15 protein-coding genes are annotated in these 16,272 nt (G+C 38.5%); 4 read left to right on the forward strand and 11 right to left on the reverse strand.

Annotation, left to right across the window (positions count from 1 at the left end):
* Window positions 1-36: 36 nt before the first annotated feature.
* Complete coding sequence (locus AQF98_RS16065; protein WP_055132969.1) at window positions 37-1,044, forward strand: YncE family protein; 1,008 nt, start codon at window positions 37-39, stop codon at window positions 1,042-1,044.
* Between the two features lie 35 nt (window positions 1,045-1,079).
* On the opposite strand, the gene AQF98_RS16070 is transcribed toward AQF98_RS16065, so the two are convergent.
* The 9 genes from AQF98_RS16070 to AQF98_RS16110 form a co-directional block, all read right to left on the reverse strand.
* Window positions 1,080-4,106 carry an efflux RND transporter permease subunit gene (locus AQF98_RS16070; RefSeq protein WP_055132970.1) on the reverse strand — a complete coding sequence of 1,009 codons (3,027 nt, stop codon included), beginning with the start codon at window positions 4,104-4,106 and terminating at the stop codon, window positions 1,080-1,082.
* A 10-nt stretch (window positions 4,107-4,116) separates the two neighbouring features.
* Complete coding sequence (locus AQF98_RS16075; protein ID WP_055132971.1) at window positions 4,117-5,040, reverse strand: HlyD family efflux transporter periplasmic adaptor subunit; 924 nt, start codon at window positions 5,038-5,040, stop codon at window positions 4,117-4,119.
* A 1-nt stretch (window position 5,041) separates the two neighbouring features.
* The gene (locus tag AQF98_RS16080; RefSeq protein ID WP_055132972.1) at window positions 5,042-6,247 is read right to left on the reverse strand and encodes a TolC family protein; all 1,206 of its coding nucleotides are present in this window, start codon (window positions 6,245-6,247) and stop codon (window positions 5,042-5,044) included.
* Window positions 6,248-6,397: 150 nt separating this feature from the next.
* The gene (locus AQF98_RS16085; protein ID WP_055132973.1) at window positions 6,398-7,192 is read right to left on the reverse strand and encodes a phosphatase PAP2 family protein; all 795 of its coding nucleotides are present in this window, start codon (window positions 7,190-7,192) and stop codon (window positions 6,398-6,400) included.
* A gap of 12 nt (window positions 7,193-7,204) precedes the next feature.
* A complete protein-coding gene (locus AQF98_RS16090) occupies window positions 7,205-7,615 on the reverse strand; it encodes a PepSY-like domain-containing protein (protein WP_055132974.1) in 411 nt (136 codons plus the stop codon).
* Between the two features lie 52 nt (window positions 7,616-7,667).
* Entirely contained in the window at window positions 7,668-8,930 is a 1,263-nt protein-coding gene (locus AQF98_RS16095) for a HAMP domain-containing sensor histidine kinase (RefSeq protein WP_055132975.1), read from the reverse strand.
* Window positions 8,930-9,604, reverse strand: a complete 675-nt coding sequence (locus AQF98_RS16100) for a response regulator transcription factor (RefSeq protein WP_055132976.1) — start codon at window positions 9,602-9,604, stop codon at window positions 8,930-8,932. Before AQF98_RS16100 ends, AQF98_RS16095 begins: the two co-directional genes overlap by 1 nt.
* Before the next feature lie 56 nt (window positions 9,605-9,660).
* Complete coding sequence (locus AQF98_RS16105) at window positions 9,661-10,251, reverse strand: HD domain-containing protein (RefSeq protein ID WP_055132977.1); 591 nt, start codon at window positions 10,249-10,251, stop codon at window positions 9,661-9,663.
* Between the two features lie 89 nt (window positions 10,252-10,340).
* Entirely contained in the window at window positions 10,341-10,700 is a 360-nt protein-coding gene (locus tag AQF98_RS16110; protein WP_055132978.1) for a glyoxalase superfamily protein, read from the reverse strand.
* A 254-nt stretch (window positions 10,701-10,954) separates the two neighbouring features.
* Between AQF98_RS16110 and AQF98_RS16115 the strand changes: the two genes are divergently transcribed.
* Window positions 10,955-12,820, forward strand: coding sequence for a peptidase M61 (locus AQF98_RS16115; RefSeq protein ID WP_055132979.1), 1,866 nt, complete (start codon window positions 10,955-10,957; stop codon window positions 12,818-12,820).
* A 106-nt stretch (window positions 12,821-12,926) separates the two neighbouring features.
* Here the strand turns inward: AQF98_RS16115 and AQF98_RS16120 are convergent, their stop codons facing one another.
* Both AQF98_RS16120 and AQF98_RS22270 read right to left on the reverse strand, forming a co-directional pair.
* Window positions 12,927-13,961, reverse strand: coding sequence for a sterol desaturase family protein (locus tag AQF98_RS16120; RefSeq protein WP_055132980.1), 1,035 nt, complete (start codon window positions 13,959-13,961; stop codon window positions 12,927-12,929).
* A 112-nt stretch (window positions 13,962-14,073) separates the two neighbouring features.
* A complete protein-coding gene (locus AQF98_RS22270) occupies window positions 14,074-14,946 on the reverse strand; it encodes a sugar phosphate isomerase/epimerase family protein (RefSeq protein ID WP_369816927.1) in 873 nt (290 codons plus the stop codon).
* On the opposite strand from AQF98_RS22270, the gene AQF98_RS22455 reads away from it, so the two are divergent.
* A complete protein-coding gene (locus tag AQF98_RS22455) occupies window positions 14,926-15,024 on the forward strand; it encodes a hypothetical protein (RefSeq protein WP_369816928.1) in 99 nt (32 codons plus the stop codon). The two genes, AQF98_RS22270 and AQF98_RS22455, sit on opposite strands and share 21 nt — an antisense overlap.
* Window positions 15,025-15,349: 325 nt before the next feature.
* Window positions 15,350-15,985, forward strand: a complete 636-nt coding sequence (locus AQF98_RS16130; RefSeq protein WP_055132982.1) for a tetratricopeptide repeat protein — start codon at window positions 15,350-15,352, stop codon at window positions 15,983-15,985.
* Window positions 15,986-16,272: the final 287 nt, after the last annotated feature.

Genomic DNA, 16,272 nt, shown 5'->3' on the forward strand with positions numbered 1-16,272 from the left:
CAGAGTGTTTGTTTTAATTTATAATTAAAAAAGATCATGAAAAATAAATTTCTACTCCTAGTAAGTCTGTTCGGCATTAGCAGTTTTGGTTTTGCCCAACAAAAAACGGGTTTTCATCTTATCAAAACCCATCAAATACATAGCGATGGTGGGTGGGATTACCTATCTGTTGACCAAAAGAACAATAGGTTGTACATCTCTCATGGCAACCAGGTTAACATCATCAATACCATTACTGGCGATTCTACAGGCATCATCAAAAATACATTAGGTGTGCATGGCATTGCGATAGCCAGCCCTTTTGCAAAAGGATATACCAGCAATGGAAGAACTGGTACTTGTACTGTTTTTAACCTCAATACAGCTGCCGTGATAGGTCAGGTAACAGTTGGGCAAAATCCAGATGCCACTTTTTTTGATGATTTTTCTAAAAAAGTTATTGTTTTTAATGGCAAGAGTATGGATGCCAGTATCATTGATCCGCAAACAGATCAAGTTGTGGCTACTATCCCATTGGGAGGCAAACCCGAAGCAGGTGTTTCTGATGGCAAAGGAAAAATCTATGTCAACATTGAAGACAAGGCAGAGATTGTATGTTTTGATGCCAGTACCTATAAAGTACTTTCGAGATACCCATTAAAAGGCGGTGAAGAGCCTTCTGGTTTAGCTATAGATAGAGCAACATCGAGATTGTTTACCGTTTGTGCCAATAAGGTGATGCTCATTTTAGATGCTAAAACAGGTCGCCATATAGCTAAATTACCTATTGGTGATGGCAGTGACGGTGTAGTTTTCGACCCTGTTTTAAAAACAGCCTACAGCTCTAATGGCGAAGGAACAATTACGGTAGTCAAAGCAATTTCTGCCGAAAAATTTGTGGTACAAGAGACCATCAAGAGCAAAAATGGCGCAAGAACCATTGCTTTAGATCCGGTTAGCCATCACTTATTTTTACCTACTGCCGATTTTGAGAAAGCTACTACGCCAAATACCCGACCTAAAAGAATTGCAGGGAGCTTTCAGGTCTTAGAACTGGGCAAATAGGCTCGTAATAAATTAAAAACAGACCCTAATAGCATTTAAGTTTTTGCATAAATTTTCCGGATCAAACTTGGCAATACAATCAATAAAAGTGGTAATGCTATAAGGAAACCTCCTATTACGGCAATGGCCAAAGGCTGGTGCAATTGTGCTCCAGCCCCTATGCCTAAAGCCAATGGGGCAAGGGCAATAATGGCTCCTAGAGCGGTCATCAATTTTGGTCTTAACCGTGTAGAAATGGCAAAGGTAATGGCATCGTCTACATTTTTATCATGCAATGATTCTTTAAACTGTAGGAAGGTAAAAATGGCATTTTCGCCAATAATTCCAACAATCATGATCAAGCCGGTATAACTACCAACATTAAGTGGGGTATGGGTTAAGAACAAAGCCAAATAACTACCAGAAATTCCGAGTACGGAAATAACCAAGATCAAAAATGCGATCTTGAAATCTTTAAAGAGGAATAAGATGACACTGAACACCAATAAGCTCGAGGCAATTAATATGATCAACAATTCTGAGAAAGACTGCTGTTGCTCTTTGTAGGCGCCACCGTATTCAATATGGTAACCAGAAGGCAAACTGATTTTACTATTCACTGCGGCCTGGATATCTTTCATGGCACTGCCCAAATCCCTATTGTCTAACCTGGCAGTTACCACACCTATCGACTGCAGGTTTTCACGTTCTATCTCAGCGCTTCCTGTAGTAATCTCCACTTTTGCTAAATTCTGGATTGGAATCGCTGTACCATCAGCTAAAAAGATCTTCAAGTTATTGATGGCCGAAACACCTACACTCCTGCTATAGGGATAAACCATCCTAATGGGCGATAGTTGTTGTTTATCATATAAATCGCCAATCAAATTGCCTTGTATTGCGGTTTGTACCTGCATTTGGAAACTGGCGGGTGTAATCCCATATTGGGCAAGCAGGCTAAAGTTGGGTTGGATGTTTACCGTTGGACCAGAAAGAATAATCCCATCAAATACATCGGCTGTTCCATTTACACGACCAACAATGGCAGCTACCTTTTTGGCAAGTGTTTGTAACTGCTCTTGTTCATTGCCAAAAATCTTCACTTCTATGGGCTGTGTCGAACTCATTAAATCGCCCAACATATCGCCAATTACCTGACCAAAATCTACCTTTAATGCGGGCTGGGTACTTTCTATTTGGCTCCGAATTTCGGCAATCACCTCATCTGTAGATTTATTTCTATTGGGCTTTAATTGGATCAGGTAATCGCCTGTATTGGGTTCTGTGATAAAAAATCCCATCTGGGTACCCGTTCTTCGAGAGTAGGCTTGTACCTCTGGTATTTTAACCAGCTCTTTTTCTACTTCTTTTAACATCCGGTCTGTTTCTTCTAAAGAAGTTCCAGGCGGGGAAGCATAATCAAGCACAATACTCCCTTCGTCCATTTCGGGCAAAAAGCCGGTTTCTAATCTTGGGAATACCAATACCATACTCGCGATGAGCAACAACATCAAGATGATACTGATGGCAGGTTTGCTGATAAAATAACGAACCCAGTTTTGCGATTTAACCTCTTGTAGTTTTGTATTTGCGGTTGATGTATTTTGTGTCGAATTACGGGTTAACAGCAAGTAAATTACAGGTAATACCATCCAGGTTACAAAGAAAGAGCAAACCAAGGTAATGATCATGGTATTGGTCATTACCTGAAAATAAGAGCCCGCCACCCCAGTCATCAACACAAAAGGAATAAAAATTACGATCGTACTAATTGACGAGCCCAACATGGCCGGGAACAGATAATCGATTGCCTTGTTCAGTAAACTTACAGTAGGTTCTTCTGGATGTTCCTCGTGGGTTCGATGAATTTGTTCTACCACTACAATGGCATCATCTATAATTAGGCCTATGGCAGCTGCAATAGCACCCAATGTCATGATATTTAAAGAATAACCTATAAAATAGAGCACAATTATGGTTAAACAAAGCGTTACCGGAATGGTAATGAGAATGGTTGCACTGGCCTTGAGCGATCGTAAAAAAATAATGGCCACAACAATAGCCAAAACCAATCCAATCCAGAGGCTATCTTTTACACTTTTAACAGATTCGTTTACAAAATCGGCCTGTACATAATAAGGTTTAATGCTTACACCCGCAGGTAGCAATTTTTTCAATTGTTTAACCTTAACTGCCATTTGGTTAGATAAATCTACCAGATTGGCATTGGGTTGCTTAATTACGGCAATCAGAATTCCATCTTTTCCATTGGCATTGATACGGGTATACTCAACACTCTCTTGTATTTTAACCTGCGCTACATCTTTTATCTTTACAACTCTAGCTCCCCTTCTAATGAGTACCAGGTTTTCTAAATCTGTTTTGGTTTTAACGGTAGCATCAGTTACCGATAAGTAGAGGTAGTTATATTGAGACAGGTAACCATTTGATTTGATAAAGTTGGTCTGACTTAGTGATGTGCCAATTTGATCTGGACTGATTCCTAAAGTCTGCATTTTTTGCAGGTCAAGTTCAATCCAGTATTCTTTAGTCTTGCCCCCAATTACCCTAATTTCTGAAACGCCATCTACCTGAGATAAAAAGGGTTTAACCGTAAAATCGGCTATTTTTTTTAGTTCGACAGGAGATTTGCTATGGCTCTCTAAGCTATAACCACTTACAGGTAAAATAGAAGGGTTCATTTTCTCTACAGAAATATTAACCCCAGGTGGTAAGCTGTTGCTGATTTTGGCAATCTGTGCTTCAATTCTTTGTTGGCTCAGGTCAATATCTGCTCCAGGATTCATATAAGCAGACAGCTCGCAGCTCCCCCTATTGGTGGTGCTCCTTACCAATTGCAGGTTAGGCACCTGTTTCACGGCATTCTCTAATGGTCGGGTTACCGTTACCACCATTTTATCAACTGGCTGCAGCTCGGCTTCGGCAATGATCTTGATCTTCGGAAAAGTGATTTCTGGGAACAAAGAGGTTTTTAATTGCTGGAAAGAATAAACCCCTCCCAACAGGATGATCACCAGTACGGCAAGAATTGGATTTTTATGGGAAATGAAAAAATTCTTCATCTGGATAAGCTTATTTCAGGATCTTCACTCTTGCGGTATCGGCAATGCCATAATTTCCGGTCTTAATTATTTTGTCTTTTTTATCAAACTTAGGGCTCAGTACCTCTACCAACGTATGGCTTTCAATTCCTTTTTTAACATCAACCCTTACGGCTGTAGAATCGTTGATCATTTTCATTACCCAAAACTGATCCTCTGTTTCATTAGCCAATACTGCAGATTTTGGTAATACCTGTGCATTCGGATGACTTGCTTTAACCAATTTAACTTTGGCAATTAAACCCTCTGGTATGGCATTGGTCGAATTGACTTTTACAATATACCTTTGGGTTTGCGCCAACGAATCGACCGAAGGCATGGTACCAGCAAGTGCTCCGCTCAGCTTTTGACCATCTGGCAGTTCAACTGTTAAGTTGGGATTACTGTTGATCAATTGGTTAAACTCGTAGGGCAGATCTAATAAAAACACCAAACTATTCCTATTGCTGATGGTGGCCAAGGCTTCGCCATCTTGCACATAATCTCCCTTTTGGTGATTTACCTGAACAATTAGTCCAGATTGAGCAGCTTTGATTTTAGAAATACCAGAAAACTTTAGTTCAGGATCAAGTTGGTTAATACTATTGCCTATAGCTTTAGCTTCTTTGGTAATGAGGCTAAAAAGTAACTGTCCATTACTTACTTGTTTACCCATTAATGCAGCAGAAGCCTCTACATATCCATTAATGTTTGCCTTTACATAACTTTTTTCGAGATAGGCTGATACAGCGGTAACTTCTATCGATTCGCTCAATGAGCTGTCGGCCACAGCAGTTACCTGCACTGGTGTAATGGCTGTTATTTCTTCATCTGTTGCAGGGTCAGTTTGCTGACAGCCAATGCCTATTAACATGGCAAAAATTATGCTGGATAAAGCTTTGAAATACCTGTTCATATTATTTGTTCCAGTAATTGAATTGATTGATCAGTTTCAGGCGATTGGTAGTGGTTTGCCTGAAAAGGTTAACTGCGGCCATATAGTTGTTAATGGCAATAATGTAGTCTACCACTTTTACATCACCGGTACGCAACAGCTTACTGTTTACCTCTATTAAACCCTTTGCAAATTTAATTTGCTGGTTAAGCTGTACAAACAATTGATCTGTAGCAGCTAGCTGTTGCAAAATCATATCCAGCTGTTGCTGCTGTTGTCGAATAAAAAAATCTTTATAATAATGAGATGATAAAGTGGCCAGGTCTAGTTTTTCATATTGCATTTTTCTCTGGTGGCCATCGTAAATAGGTACCGATAAGGTAAAACCTACACTTGCACCAAAATTTTTGTAAGGCTGCAATAAAAAGGACGAGTTATAGCCGCTATTGGCATAAAGTCCAAATTTAGGTCGATAGTTTAAGTCAATTGCTGTTTTTTGGTTCACATTTTTTAAACTGTCGATATCAAATCTTTTGGCAAAAAAGCCTTTTGCAGCCTTTGAAATGGGGTGATCTAATTGCGGCTCTGCCAGAGATATTCTAGTCGTATCGGTTAGGCCAGCAAGGTAATTAAGCATGGCATAATCATTCTGATATTGCAGTTCCGCTTGTTTCAACGAGAGTTGTTGTTGCTGTAGGGTAACCAAAAAGCTAAGGTATTCTGATTGTTTGTACACATTATTGCGTGTCAACTGTTTCAACAAAGCTTCTTCTTGTTTCAACAGCGTAGTAACCTCTTTGTTAAATTCTACTTGTTGTTGACTGGCATAGGCAATAATGTACTGATCTGTAATGGATTTTTTGAGATCAAAAAGTGAAAGTGTGCCTGCATACTGGATTGAATCGCTCTGCAATTTGATGCCCTCTAATTGATTTTTGACCCTTCTTTTATTGGATAAATCGTAATTAACATTTAATAAGGCTTCCAAGGCCTGTCCGTTTGTAAGCACTTCATCATAGCCATAACCCTTAACTATAGGTGCATACATACCTGCCGAGCTTGCTGTAACCTGTGGTTTTGCTGCAGCCAATATCAACAGGCTATCTATTCTGATACTTTGTTGTTGATTTTTGTAATCTTTTAAAACTGGGCTATATTTTGTAGCGGCACCCAAAAAATAGTCTATGTTTCTGGTCAAGCTTTGTGCAGATAGCTTTATGGTTTGCACTATTAATAGGCAACAAAAGACCAAAAAAAATCGAGCAATCTTCATTCAATTACAATTAGATATGAAATGTATGATCAATATAAATATAGCTAATAATCATTAAGCTCGTTGTTAAACACATGGTAAATCTGTGGTCTTTAGTCCTTTTTATTAAAAGTGATAATTGGCTACAAATCCATTGGCACCTTCTTGTCTCATGGGCATAATGGAAAGGTTTTGTACGCCTTTACCACTAAACAATCTTTTGATATAAGGATAAACCAGATAAGAAATTTTGGTTGAGGCCATTCCAAAGCCTGCTCCCGCCACCACATCGCTAAACCAATGTTTGTTATTGTACATTCTTAAGGTGCCTGTAGCTGTTGCTACAAAATACCCTGCATAACCATACCACGGCGAAACATCTTTATACTCTTGATGCAGAAATTCGGCCGCTGCAAAAGCAGAAGCAGTATGCCCAGACGGGAATGAATTATAGCCAGATTCATTTGGTCTTTGCCGATGTACGCCTTGTTTCACAAAATGGGTAGAAAGCCCCATAATAGCAGCAGAGGTAACGTATAACATCGATGCATCTAACAAATTGTGTTTACCCTTAATTCCAGAAAGGTTAAGTCCATATACAGCCAGTGCTGGGGCAAATTGCATATAATCATCAACATGAGCAGCAAACAAGGGATGGTCTTCTTGCAGCTCATACTTTGTGCTCTCATCTAATTCTTTAAGTGCCCCTTTGTTATACACGGCCGCAAAACCATAGCCCATTAATAATGCAGGGGCAATAAATGGTGCTACCCTAAATTTTACGGGCTTAATTTCAGTGTAGATATTTTTGAGATCGATCTCCTTAGAGCGATCCATCAGTAAAGAATCTTGCCTTTGCGCTAAACAGGTAGTTGCTGTACATAACAACAGCAAACTACCTATGGTTATCTTCCCCCTCATTAATGTCAATGGTTATGATTTGATCATGTTACCTTTAGCATCGAACAGCAAATCTTTGCCACCTACTTCTGCTTCGTAAACTACTGTACCATCGGCTTTGGTAATTTTTGCAGCCTCTGCTACTTTTTTGCCTTTGAGCTTCATTTTTACTGCTTCTGGCAATTCGGCTACATTGATCGCTACTTCGGTTTCTACCAACACACCTTGGGCAGTATAAACCTCCGAAGTTTCTTTGCCATTGAGCATAAATCCAGCTTCGTAATTGGTTTTTTCCATTTCCCAGCTTACTTTGGTAATAGAAGCATGGTTTTTTGCAAAAGCAGCGGTAATGGCTGCAGGTACTTTTTTAGCACTTAGTTTTTGTGCAAAACTTGCGGTGGTTACGAAGCACAATAAGAACAGAAATACAATTATTTTTTTCATGGTTTTAAATTTTAATATAAAGCTAAAACCTAATTATGTAGTAATTCTGTAGCTAAGATTTGGGGTTAAAAACAACTGTAAAACAATGCTTTTCATCCTTACGACGGTAACTGATTACAAAACCATATAGGGCACAGATCTGTTTGGTAATGGCGAGCCCTAATCCCATTCCTTCTGAAGCTGTAGATTTAGAGAACCGCTCAAACAATTGATCATCCAACTCAATATCCTTACCTGTATTGATCAACTGTAAAGAGTTGGCCTGTAGTACTACCTCAATGGAACCTCCATTTTGGTTATGCCGAATGGCATTGCTAAAAAGATTATTCAATAAAATATCGGCCAAATATCGGCTCATCCGTACCTGGCTTGGCTCAAGTGTTTGCACTAAGCTTAATCCATCTTTTTCAAAAAGCTCTTGAAACTGTCTGATCTTGTTAACCAACAGCTCCTGCAAATCTATATCTTGAATATCTGGAATAAGGTTATTCTCTATTTTGGCCAATAGTAACAACGATTGATTGAGCCTAAACAAACGACCTACCCCATGGTAAACATCTTCTAATATGGCACCTTGTTCTGGGGTAAAAGAATCTGTTTGCAATAACGAATCAAGTTTTGAATTGATAATGGCCAAAGGAGTCATCATTTCATGAGAGGCATTGTCGGCAAAACTTTTCAGCTCCTTATAATCCTGTCTTACCCTTGCGGCCATGGCATTGGCCGAATCATTCAACTCTTTAAACTCGTCTATACTGGTTTGTTGTTGGGCAATATCGTCCATCTTGGCCAATTCGTAAGTTTTCATCTGATTAAGAATGGTATAGAAAGGTTTCCATAAACGATTGAGCACAAAACGATTGATCAAAATCAGGGCGGCCAACAAAATAATGGTAACCCCAAGTGTAATCAATAAAATAATCCGCACCAGGTCTTCCGATTCTACCCTCGACTTGATGATTGTTACCTCGTATCTTTTGTTGTTTACCTTAACCGATGTGATTAGGCTTCTGCCAGGTTCTGTTTCATGCTCCTTGGCATTGTTATAACTGGTATAATGAAATAAACGTACATCGGGAACATCCTTGGCCAATTCCTTATAATACACCTGTTGATCTATGTAACTAGAAGCCAAGGGTAGCTTATGGTAGGTAGCTACATATTGTTTAATCTCATCTTCTTCTACCGCAAGGTCTTTGTCTAATTTCTCTGTCAGGATAAAATGGATCACTACATAATAAATAATGCCAGTAATGACCAATACCACCAAGGAAGTGATGATGTTAACACGATTGTATTTGTTAGCTAATTTCACTATCCTCCAAATTTATAGCCAATGCCGTATAGCGAACGCAGGTAATCTTGAGAACCCGCCTCCAATAATTTTTTCCTTAGGTTTTTAACATGGGTGTAGATAAAATCAAAATCATCAGAAATATCCATCTCATCTCCCCATAAATGTTCGGCCATTGCATTTTTAGTTACTACTTTGCCTTTGTTGGCCAAAAAATAAACCAAAAGGTCAAATTCCTTTCTGGTTAGTACAATTCCTTTTCCATTTACGATAGTTGTCATGGCCAGTACATCTATACTGATCTCGTTATAGGTAATAATGTTATCGCCATCAAAGTTCTTTCTCCGTACAATGGCACTCACCCTTGCTTTTAGCTCGGACAAATGGAAAGGTTTCACCAAATAATCATCAGCACCTAAGTCTAATCCAGCCAATTTCGAATCCAAAGAATGTCGTGCAGAAATGATCAGTACCCCATCCTTTTTTTTCATCTTCTTCAACATGTCCAGTAATTGCATTCCTTCGCCATCTGGCAATCCCAAATCTAAAAGGATGCAGTCGTAACTATAAAGTGCAATCTTTTCTGAGGCCGTAGCGTAGGTATTGGCATACTCACAAATATTGCCCTCTCCGGTAAAATAGGCCAATATACTATCTAGTACTGCTTTTTCATCTTCTATCACTAAAATCTTCATCTGCTTAAATTAAGGAAATAAATGTGCCAATCGCAAAGTAAAACAATCCCTCTGGTTTAAAAGAATGCTTTCAATTTGCCGATGTTATGTTCTTTGCTTTTCTGGAGTATTTCTTGCCCATAAGCAGTAAAATATTGATGGTTACGCAACATTTCGAGGTTAATATTATTCCATTGTTGTGTAGTGTAACAGTGGCCCAGTTCGGCTTCCCATTCTTTTTTCAATGCAGCAGCAAATTGTGTATAATCATCAATAGCAAAATGATAGAAGTCTGCATCGCAGATTACCATTTCCATTAAGTTACTAGGGTGTTGTGGATACTGTGTGGCCAAGATACAAGCCCTTATATCGGCCAGCTGATCGCCTACCACACCCACACTAATCAAAAATTCTGTTGCAATTTCTACACTTACCAATTCGTGGTTTTTGTAGGCCTCCGTATAACCTGTATCATGAAACCAGGCCGCAAGTGTAACCGTTTCTTGTTGTTTTTGAGTTAACTGTACATGGTAGCCAATTTCTTGCACGGCCTTAACCACATAAAGTGTATGGGTAAGATTATGAAAATAGAGACAAGGGCTGAGTTTCTTTTTGAACAGTTGATCTACAAATCCGCTCACTAAAACTATCAATTGATCAAAATGCATAGGACCTATTTTAATACAAGTTTAATGCCTAAATCTGTAGAGATTTTGAAGTGTGTGATGTGCATGACAAATTGGATCGAGTTCAAGTATTAATCACATTCAATTCCATGGCCAAAACGAATAATATGTCCATCTAGATCTTGCACCAACATTTCTCTCATGAACCAAGGTTTATCTTCTGGTGGTGAAAGCACTTGGGCGCCCCTTTGTTTAATCATTTCATAATAGGCATCAACATCTACCACATTAATGCAAAGCCAAGTACCAGGGCTGCCTTGTCCATCTTTACAAAAAAAGAGCCTTACTTCTCCCCAGTTTACACCGCCAAATGTTGGCGAATCTTCCCATATCCACTCGCTTTCAAAACCAAGAATATTGGTATAATAGTTAATGCTTTCTACTATATTTTTCGAATAAAGAATGGGAATAATCGATTCTGGAGCTTTCATATTTATCTGATTAAGCGATTTACAGTCTTACTAATTTACAGCTTTTATGGCTTGTCTAAAACAAATAACGATAGCCCTATTTTCATAAAATCTGTATCGCCCAGTGCATGGGTTGGAGAGCAGACCTTATCCTTAATGCCATGTATTTAATGTGAACTGTTAAAAAACGCTATTTTTTGTAACTTAGTTTATCTTAACCACTCTAAACCTATTATTTAACACCCCTAAATTTATCTATTTAAAAAATAAAATCAATGAAAAAACACCTGATCTATTTTTTACTTCTTATCGGAGCGAGTTCGGCTTTTGCACAGCAAAGTACCTCCACCTCTGGTTATAAGTACAGTCTTAACCTCAACAATGTAAAGGACGACAAACTAGAAGTAACCCTATTAACCCCTAAATTAAAAAGCAGTGAAGCCATTTTCCATTTACCTAAAATGGTACCGGGCACTTATGCCATTTACGATTTTGGCCGTTACATTTCAAATTTCAAAGCTTTTGATAAAAATGGTACCGAATTAAAAGTGAGCCAAGAAAATGTTGACTCTTGGAAAATTACCAATGCAAAAGAGCTGGTAAAAATCACCTATTTGGTTGATGACAGTTGGGACAGCCCTGAGATTAAAGGAGCTGAGATTTTTCAACCTGCCGGAACAAATATTGACAAAGACAAAATGTTTGTGATCAACAATTTTGGGTTCTTTGGTTATTTTGATGGAGAGAAAAATATCCCTTATCAAGTAACCATTACCAAACCTGCCGATTTTTATGGCTCTACTTCACTTAAAGCAAAGCGCATCAATGCTACTACAGACCAATACCTTGTTCCAGATTATCATAGCCTAGCAGATGCACCTATGATGTACAATAAGCCAGATACTACAATTTTACATATTGGCGGAGCAGAGATTTTAATTTCACTTTATTCTCCAAACAACAAAGCCACTTCTGCTGTAATTGCCAAAGAATTAAAAAGAACGTTAGAAGCACAAAAAGAATATTTAGGCGGTACACTACCCGTAGACAAATATGCTTTTATCATCAGCTTAACTGATAACCCAAAAATAAGAAGCTATGGTGCTTTAGAACATTCGTATTCTTCTTTTTACTTCCTTCCTGAAAGTTTTACGCCAGAAGCACTTGCCCAAAGTGTTAGAGAAACAGGTTCTCACGAGTTTTTCCATATTGTAACCCCATTGAATATCCATAGCGAAGAAATTGGAAACTTTGATTACGATAATCCTAAAATGTCGGCACACCTGTGGATGTACGAAGGATTAACAGAATATGCAGCACACCACATGCAGGTAAAATATGGTTTGGTTGATTTTAAGGATTACCTGAAAACACAACAATCGAAATTGAACAATGCCATGCGCTACAATGATACTTTGGCCTTTACAAAAATGTCTAAAGGTGTATTGGATACTTATGAGAACCAATATGGCAATGTATATGAAAAAGGTGCATTGATTGGGCTTTGCTTAGATATTAAACTAAGAGAACTCTCTAAAGGCAAATATGGTACACAAAACCTGATGAAGGACTTGTCTAAAACCTATGGCAAAAACAAATCATTTAAAGATGATGAGCTGTTTGCTACGATTACGAAATTGACTTACCCAGAAATCGGCACCTTCTTGAACACCTATGTTGGTGGCGATAAAAAATTGCCATACAAAGAAATCTTTGCTTCAATTGGCGTTGACTACCAAGATGTGGCTTTGGTTAAAAAAGCCAATACAGGTGGCACAAGATTAGGCTATAACCCAACAACAAAAAATCTATTCGTTGCTGATACCACGATGAACAGTTATGGCAAAAAATTGGGAATCCAAAAAGGTGACCAAATCTTGGCCATTAACGACCTTAAACTTCCAGAAGTAGCTAAAGTGCAACAGTTTTTAGATAGCGTAAGGGTAAGCATGAAAACAGGTGATACTTTCAGCATGTTGGTGCTTAGAAAAGATGCCAATGGCAATTCTATTGAGGTAAAATTAAGTCAGCCTGTAGAATTCCAAGATGTAAAGCAGTTTAATATCTTAAATGAAATGGCATCGCCAACCCCAGAACAGCTAAAACTAAGGGCTGCTTGGTTAAATACAAAAGCAAATTAATGCGCTAATCTGCATAAAAATTGCTTGCCATTAATGGTAAAAACAATTCAGCCCTATTCAAAAGATAGGGCTGAATTGTTTATTGATGATCTCTTTTCAGATTATTTTAAGCACTTACCTTAGCAGCATCTCCAATCTTTACCTCTTGCTGTTCGTTTTCTTCGGCAATAAACGATTCTCTTACTATTTTGGCCGTTTTATGATCGCCTGTATGACTCCAACCTGGTGGCATTACAATGTACAGCAATTTAGTTTTGAGTGTGGGTGCCGCAGCAATGTCTTTGCCCAAACAAATAAACTCACCAAAATAAACATCCCATAAACTGTTAGGGTTCATTTCTCTGGTAATTCCATATTCAATTTTCATTTCTCTTCTTTCATCTTGGTAAGTCTTGAAAATATGGTCCCATACGTTCAAAAGATTGCAAAAATTAGTGTCCATGTACAATGGGTTTTTAGCGTGGTGCACCCTGTGATGCGAAGGGGTAAGCAATATTCTGTTTAAGAAACCCAATCTGGCATCTTTCATCGTATCTTCTCCAATATGGATAAACGAGCCCCAGAAACCATCAATAAACATAATGAAAAACATCAATGCAGGGTTAACGCCCAAAAGGATGCAGATTGAAGTCCGAACCACATCGGCATAAGGCGCCTCTAAAAAGAAGTGGGCAAAATTAACCGTGAGGTTCATTTGCTGTGGTGCATGATGTGTAGAATGTAAACACCACAAAATTCTTACTTTATGCCCAAAATAATGATATACAAAATGTGAAAGTTCCCATACAATATAGCCATAAATTAACCAGTACCAGGTAAAGGTAGTGGTAAATATGGCCCATTTTTCAAACAAGCCAATACAGAAGCCAACGGCCGCAATAGAGATAAAACGTGAGATAAAACGATTTACTACAAATACCAAAAAAGGAATTCGGTAATCTTCTACCTTAAAACGTTTGTAAAAAACGGCCCTGATAATTTCGAATAAGAGCAAAAAAGGAATGATCGGCCACAAGAGACTTTGTATACCATCCAAGGTTGCCAAAGAACTATAGTTGCCAGACTGTACCATTTTAATCAGGCCACTAATGCCCAAAAAGCCAATTACTTCATCTGATAAGGTTTGTAGGATATCTGTCATTTGGTTAATTTTTTAAAAAATTACGAAAAAAAACTTTTGATCAAAAATAAATGCATTAAATACTTGGTTAAAAGCTGGTTAAACCATGCCGTTAGTCGCCAGTAAATCCCTCTTATAAATATCTTTTTTTCCATGCCTGCATCATGTAAACATTGATACCCCATTGATCGGCAACTGGAAGATTGGTAAAAGGAAGCGTTGGCATGTAACTAGGTGGACCAAACTCAGTTAACATGGTTAACATTTTGCCTTGCTGTTTTTTAATTGCAACCACTTTGTCCCACCAGGCAAAATGTGCAGCTACTGCTGCTTTCCATTCTGGTGCCCGTGGATCGCTTACCTGAGGTCCTTCTTCATGACCAACTCTGGAGTGTACATGGTCTGTACGAGAAATGGCCAAATCAACCGTGCCTTGCTGGTCTTCGAGCATACTTTCGCTCACATTGCACCAATGAGAAATATCTAGGGTAAGACGTAATGCTGGGTTTTCTTGTAAATAACGTAGCGAGGCTGGAGCCGAATACAACATTCGCGACCGATGTGTTTCGTGGTAAATAGGTACACCTGTTTCTTTTGCATATTGCACCGTAAAATCAATAAACTTCTTGTTCTCCTCGTAAGTGAAAAAATCCTTACCTGAATGTACATTGATGTAGAGTGGTTTTTGGTATGGATTACCAACAGCTGCTTTCAATACTTTTTCGAAAGTGGTAAAATGAGGCCCAAAATTTGGCTCATCACCACGACAAAGAAAGCCTACTGTTAATTGGTGTTCTTTTAAAGCGGCAAACAATTCTTTAGCAATTTCTGCCGACCATAAGATTTCTACCCCATCATAACCATCTTGTTTGGCCTTTTTACAGAAAGCACTTACTGAACCATTAAAACCCCAATAAGGGGCCATAATTTTTAAAGAAAAGCCTTCGGCAGCCTGTACCTTCTGCAAATCCGGAGCAGCAAATGCATCCATTGTGGGGAGTGCCAAAACAGCTGTGGCGGCGAGGCTACTCCCGATAAATTCTCGTCTATTGTATCCCATTATAGTTTATACTTAGTACATTAAAACTACATATTAATTCTAATAATCAATAGATGTACGTTTAAATCACTTTTTTGATATGGTCAATTATAAATTTAAAAAACACAAAGACACCAAGAACACAATGCATAAACCTTGGTGTATTTAGTGTCTTCGTGGTAAAAACCCATTGCGCTAGTTGGCGTCCTCGCTAACGGATGATATAGCCCAATTATAGACTTAAAAACACAAAGGCACCAAAATCACAAAGCATAAAAAAACTTAGTGGACTTAGTGTCTTCGTTGTAAAAACTGACAAGACCTTAAATCCTTGTAGATAAAAATTTTATATTTGAACAAACAACTACAAATGAAATTTCTTCTTTTTTTTGCCCTATTCAGCTTAAGCTTGGTATCTCATTCGCAAACTAACTACAACAAAAAAGCAATAGAACTTCATGAAAAAGCCCATAAATTGATGTGGGAACCAGGTAACAGGAACCAAAAAATTAAACAGGCCAATCTATTACTAGACAGTGCCATTAAAATTGATCCTACATACCGATTAGCTTATCACCGCAAAATGAGCAACCTGATCTTATTAAAAGAGTACAAAAGAGCCATCAAAATGGCCGATTCGGCGACTAAAATTAAACCCGTATTGGAAATCCTTATTTGTAAGGGGGCCCTATTGACAAAAATAGGAGAACCAGATGCTGCAAAAAAGGCTTATGAACAAGCTATCAAGGTAGGACAAGCGGACTATGTGGCGAAGCCCACTTCAGATGTACTTTGCAATATAGCCGTGGCTTATCTGCTCCGCGATGGGCAACAAAAAGCATTGGACTATTTAAAAAAGGAAAAAACAAAATTTGCCAATGATCCAAAAGACCTTAAAGAGATCAATAGGGTTGAAAAAATTTTACCAAAGTTTACTGTAGATGAAATCTTAGGCATTCGTCCGCCAGTACCTCCACCACCCGGTGTAAAAAAGATAGGTGTATAAAATCATTCCTTTGGTCGGGATTTACAATAGTTGGTCGGGATTTGCAATCTCGACCTTTTTTATTTTTAATAGGACAAACTGCAGTCCTAGCCCTTTTCAGGCTCAAAGAAGCCCTATTTATTGAGTTTCCGAAAAACATTGTCCGTAGTTCTTCGGTTTTTTCAGCCCCGCCTGCCTGCGGTAGGCAGGCTTTCCGTTGCTGCCGATGAAAAATCGGCATTCACTGCAATCAGGTTTATTTAACAAAGGCAGTGGTTCTAGGCAAAATGCAACCTTAAATAGTTACA

Source organism: Pedobacter sp. Hv1 (assembly GCF_001412215.1).
GTDB lineage: Bacteria > Bacteroidota > Bacteroidia > Sphingobacteriales > Sphingobacteriaceae > Pedobacter.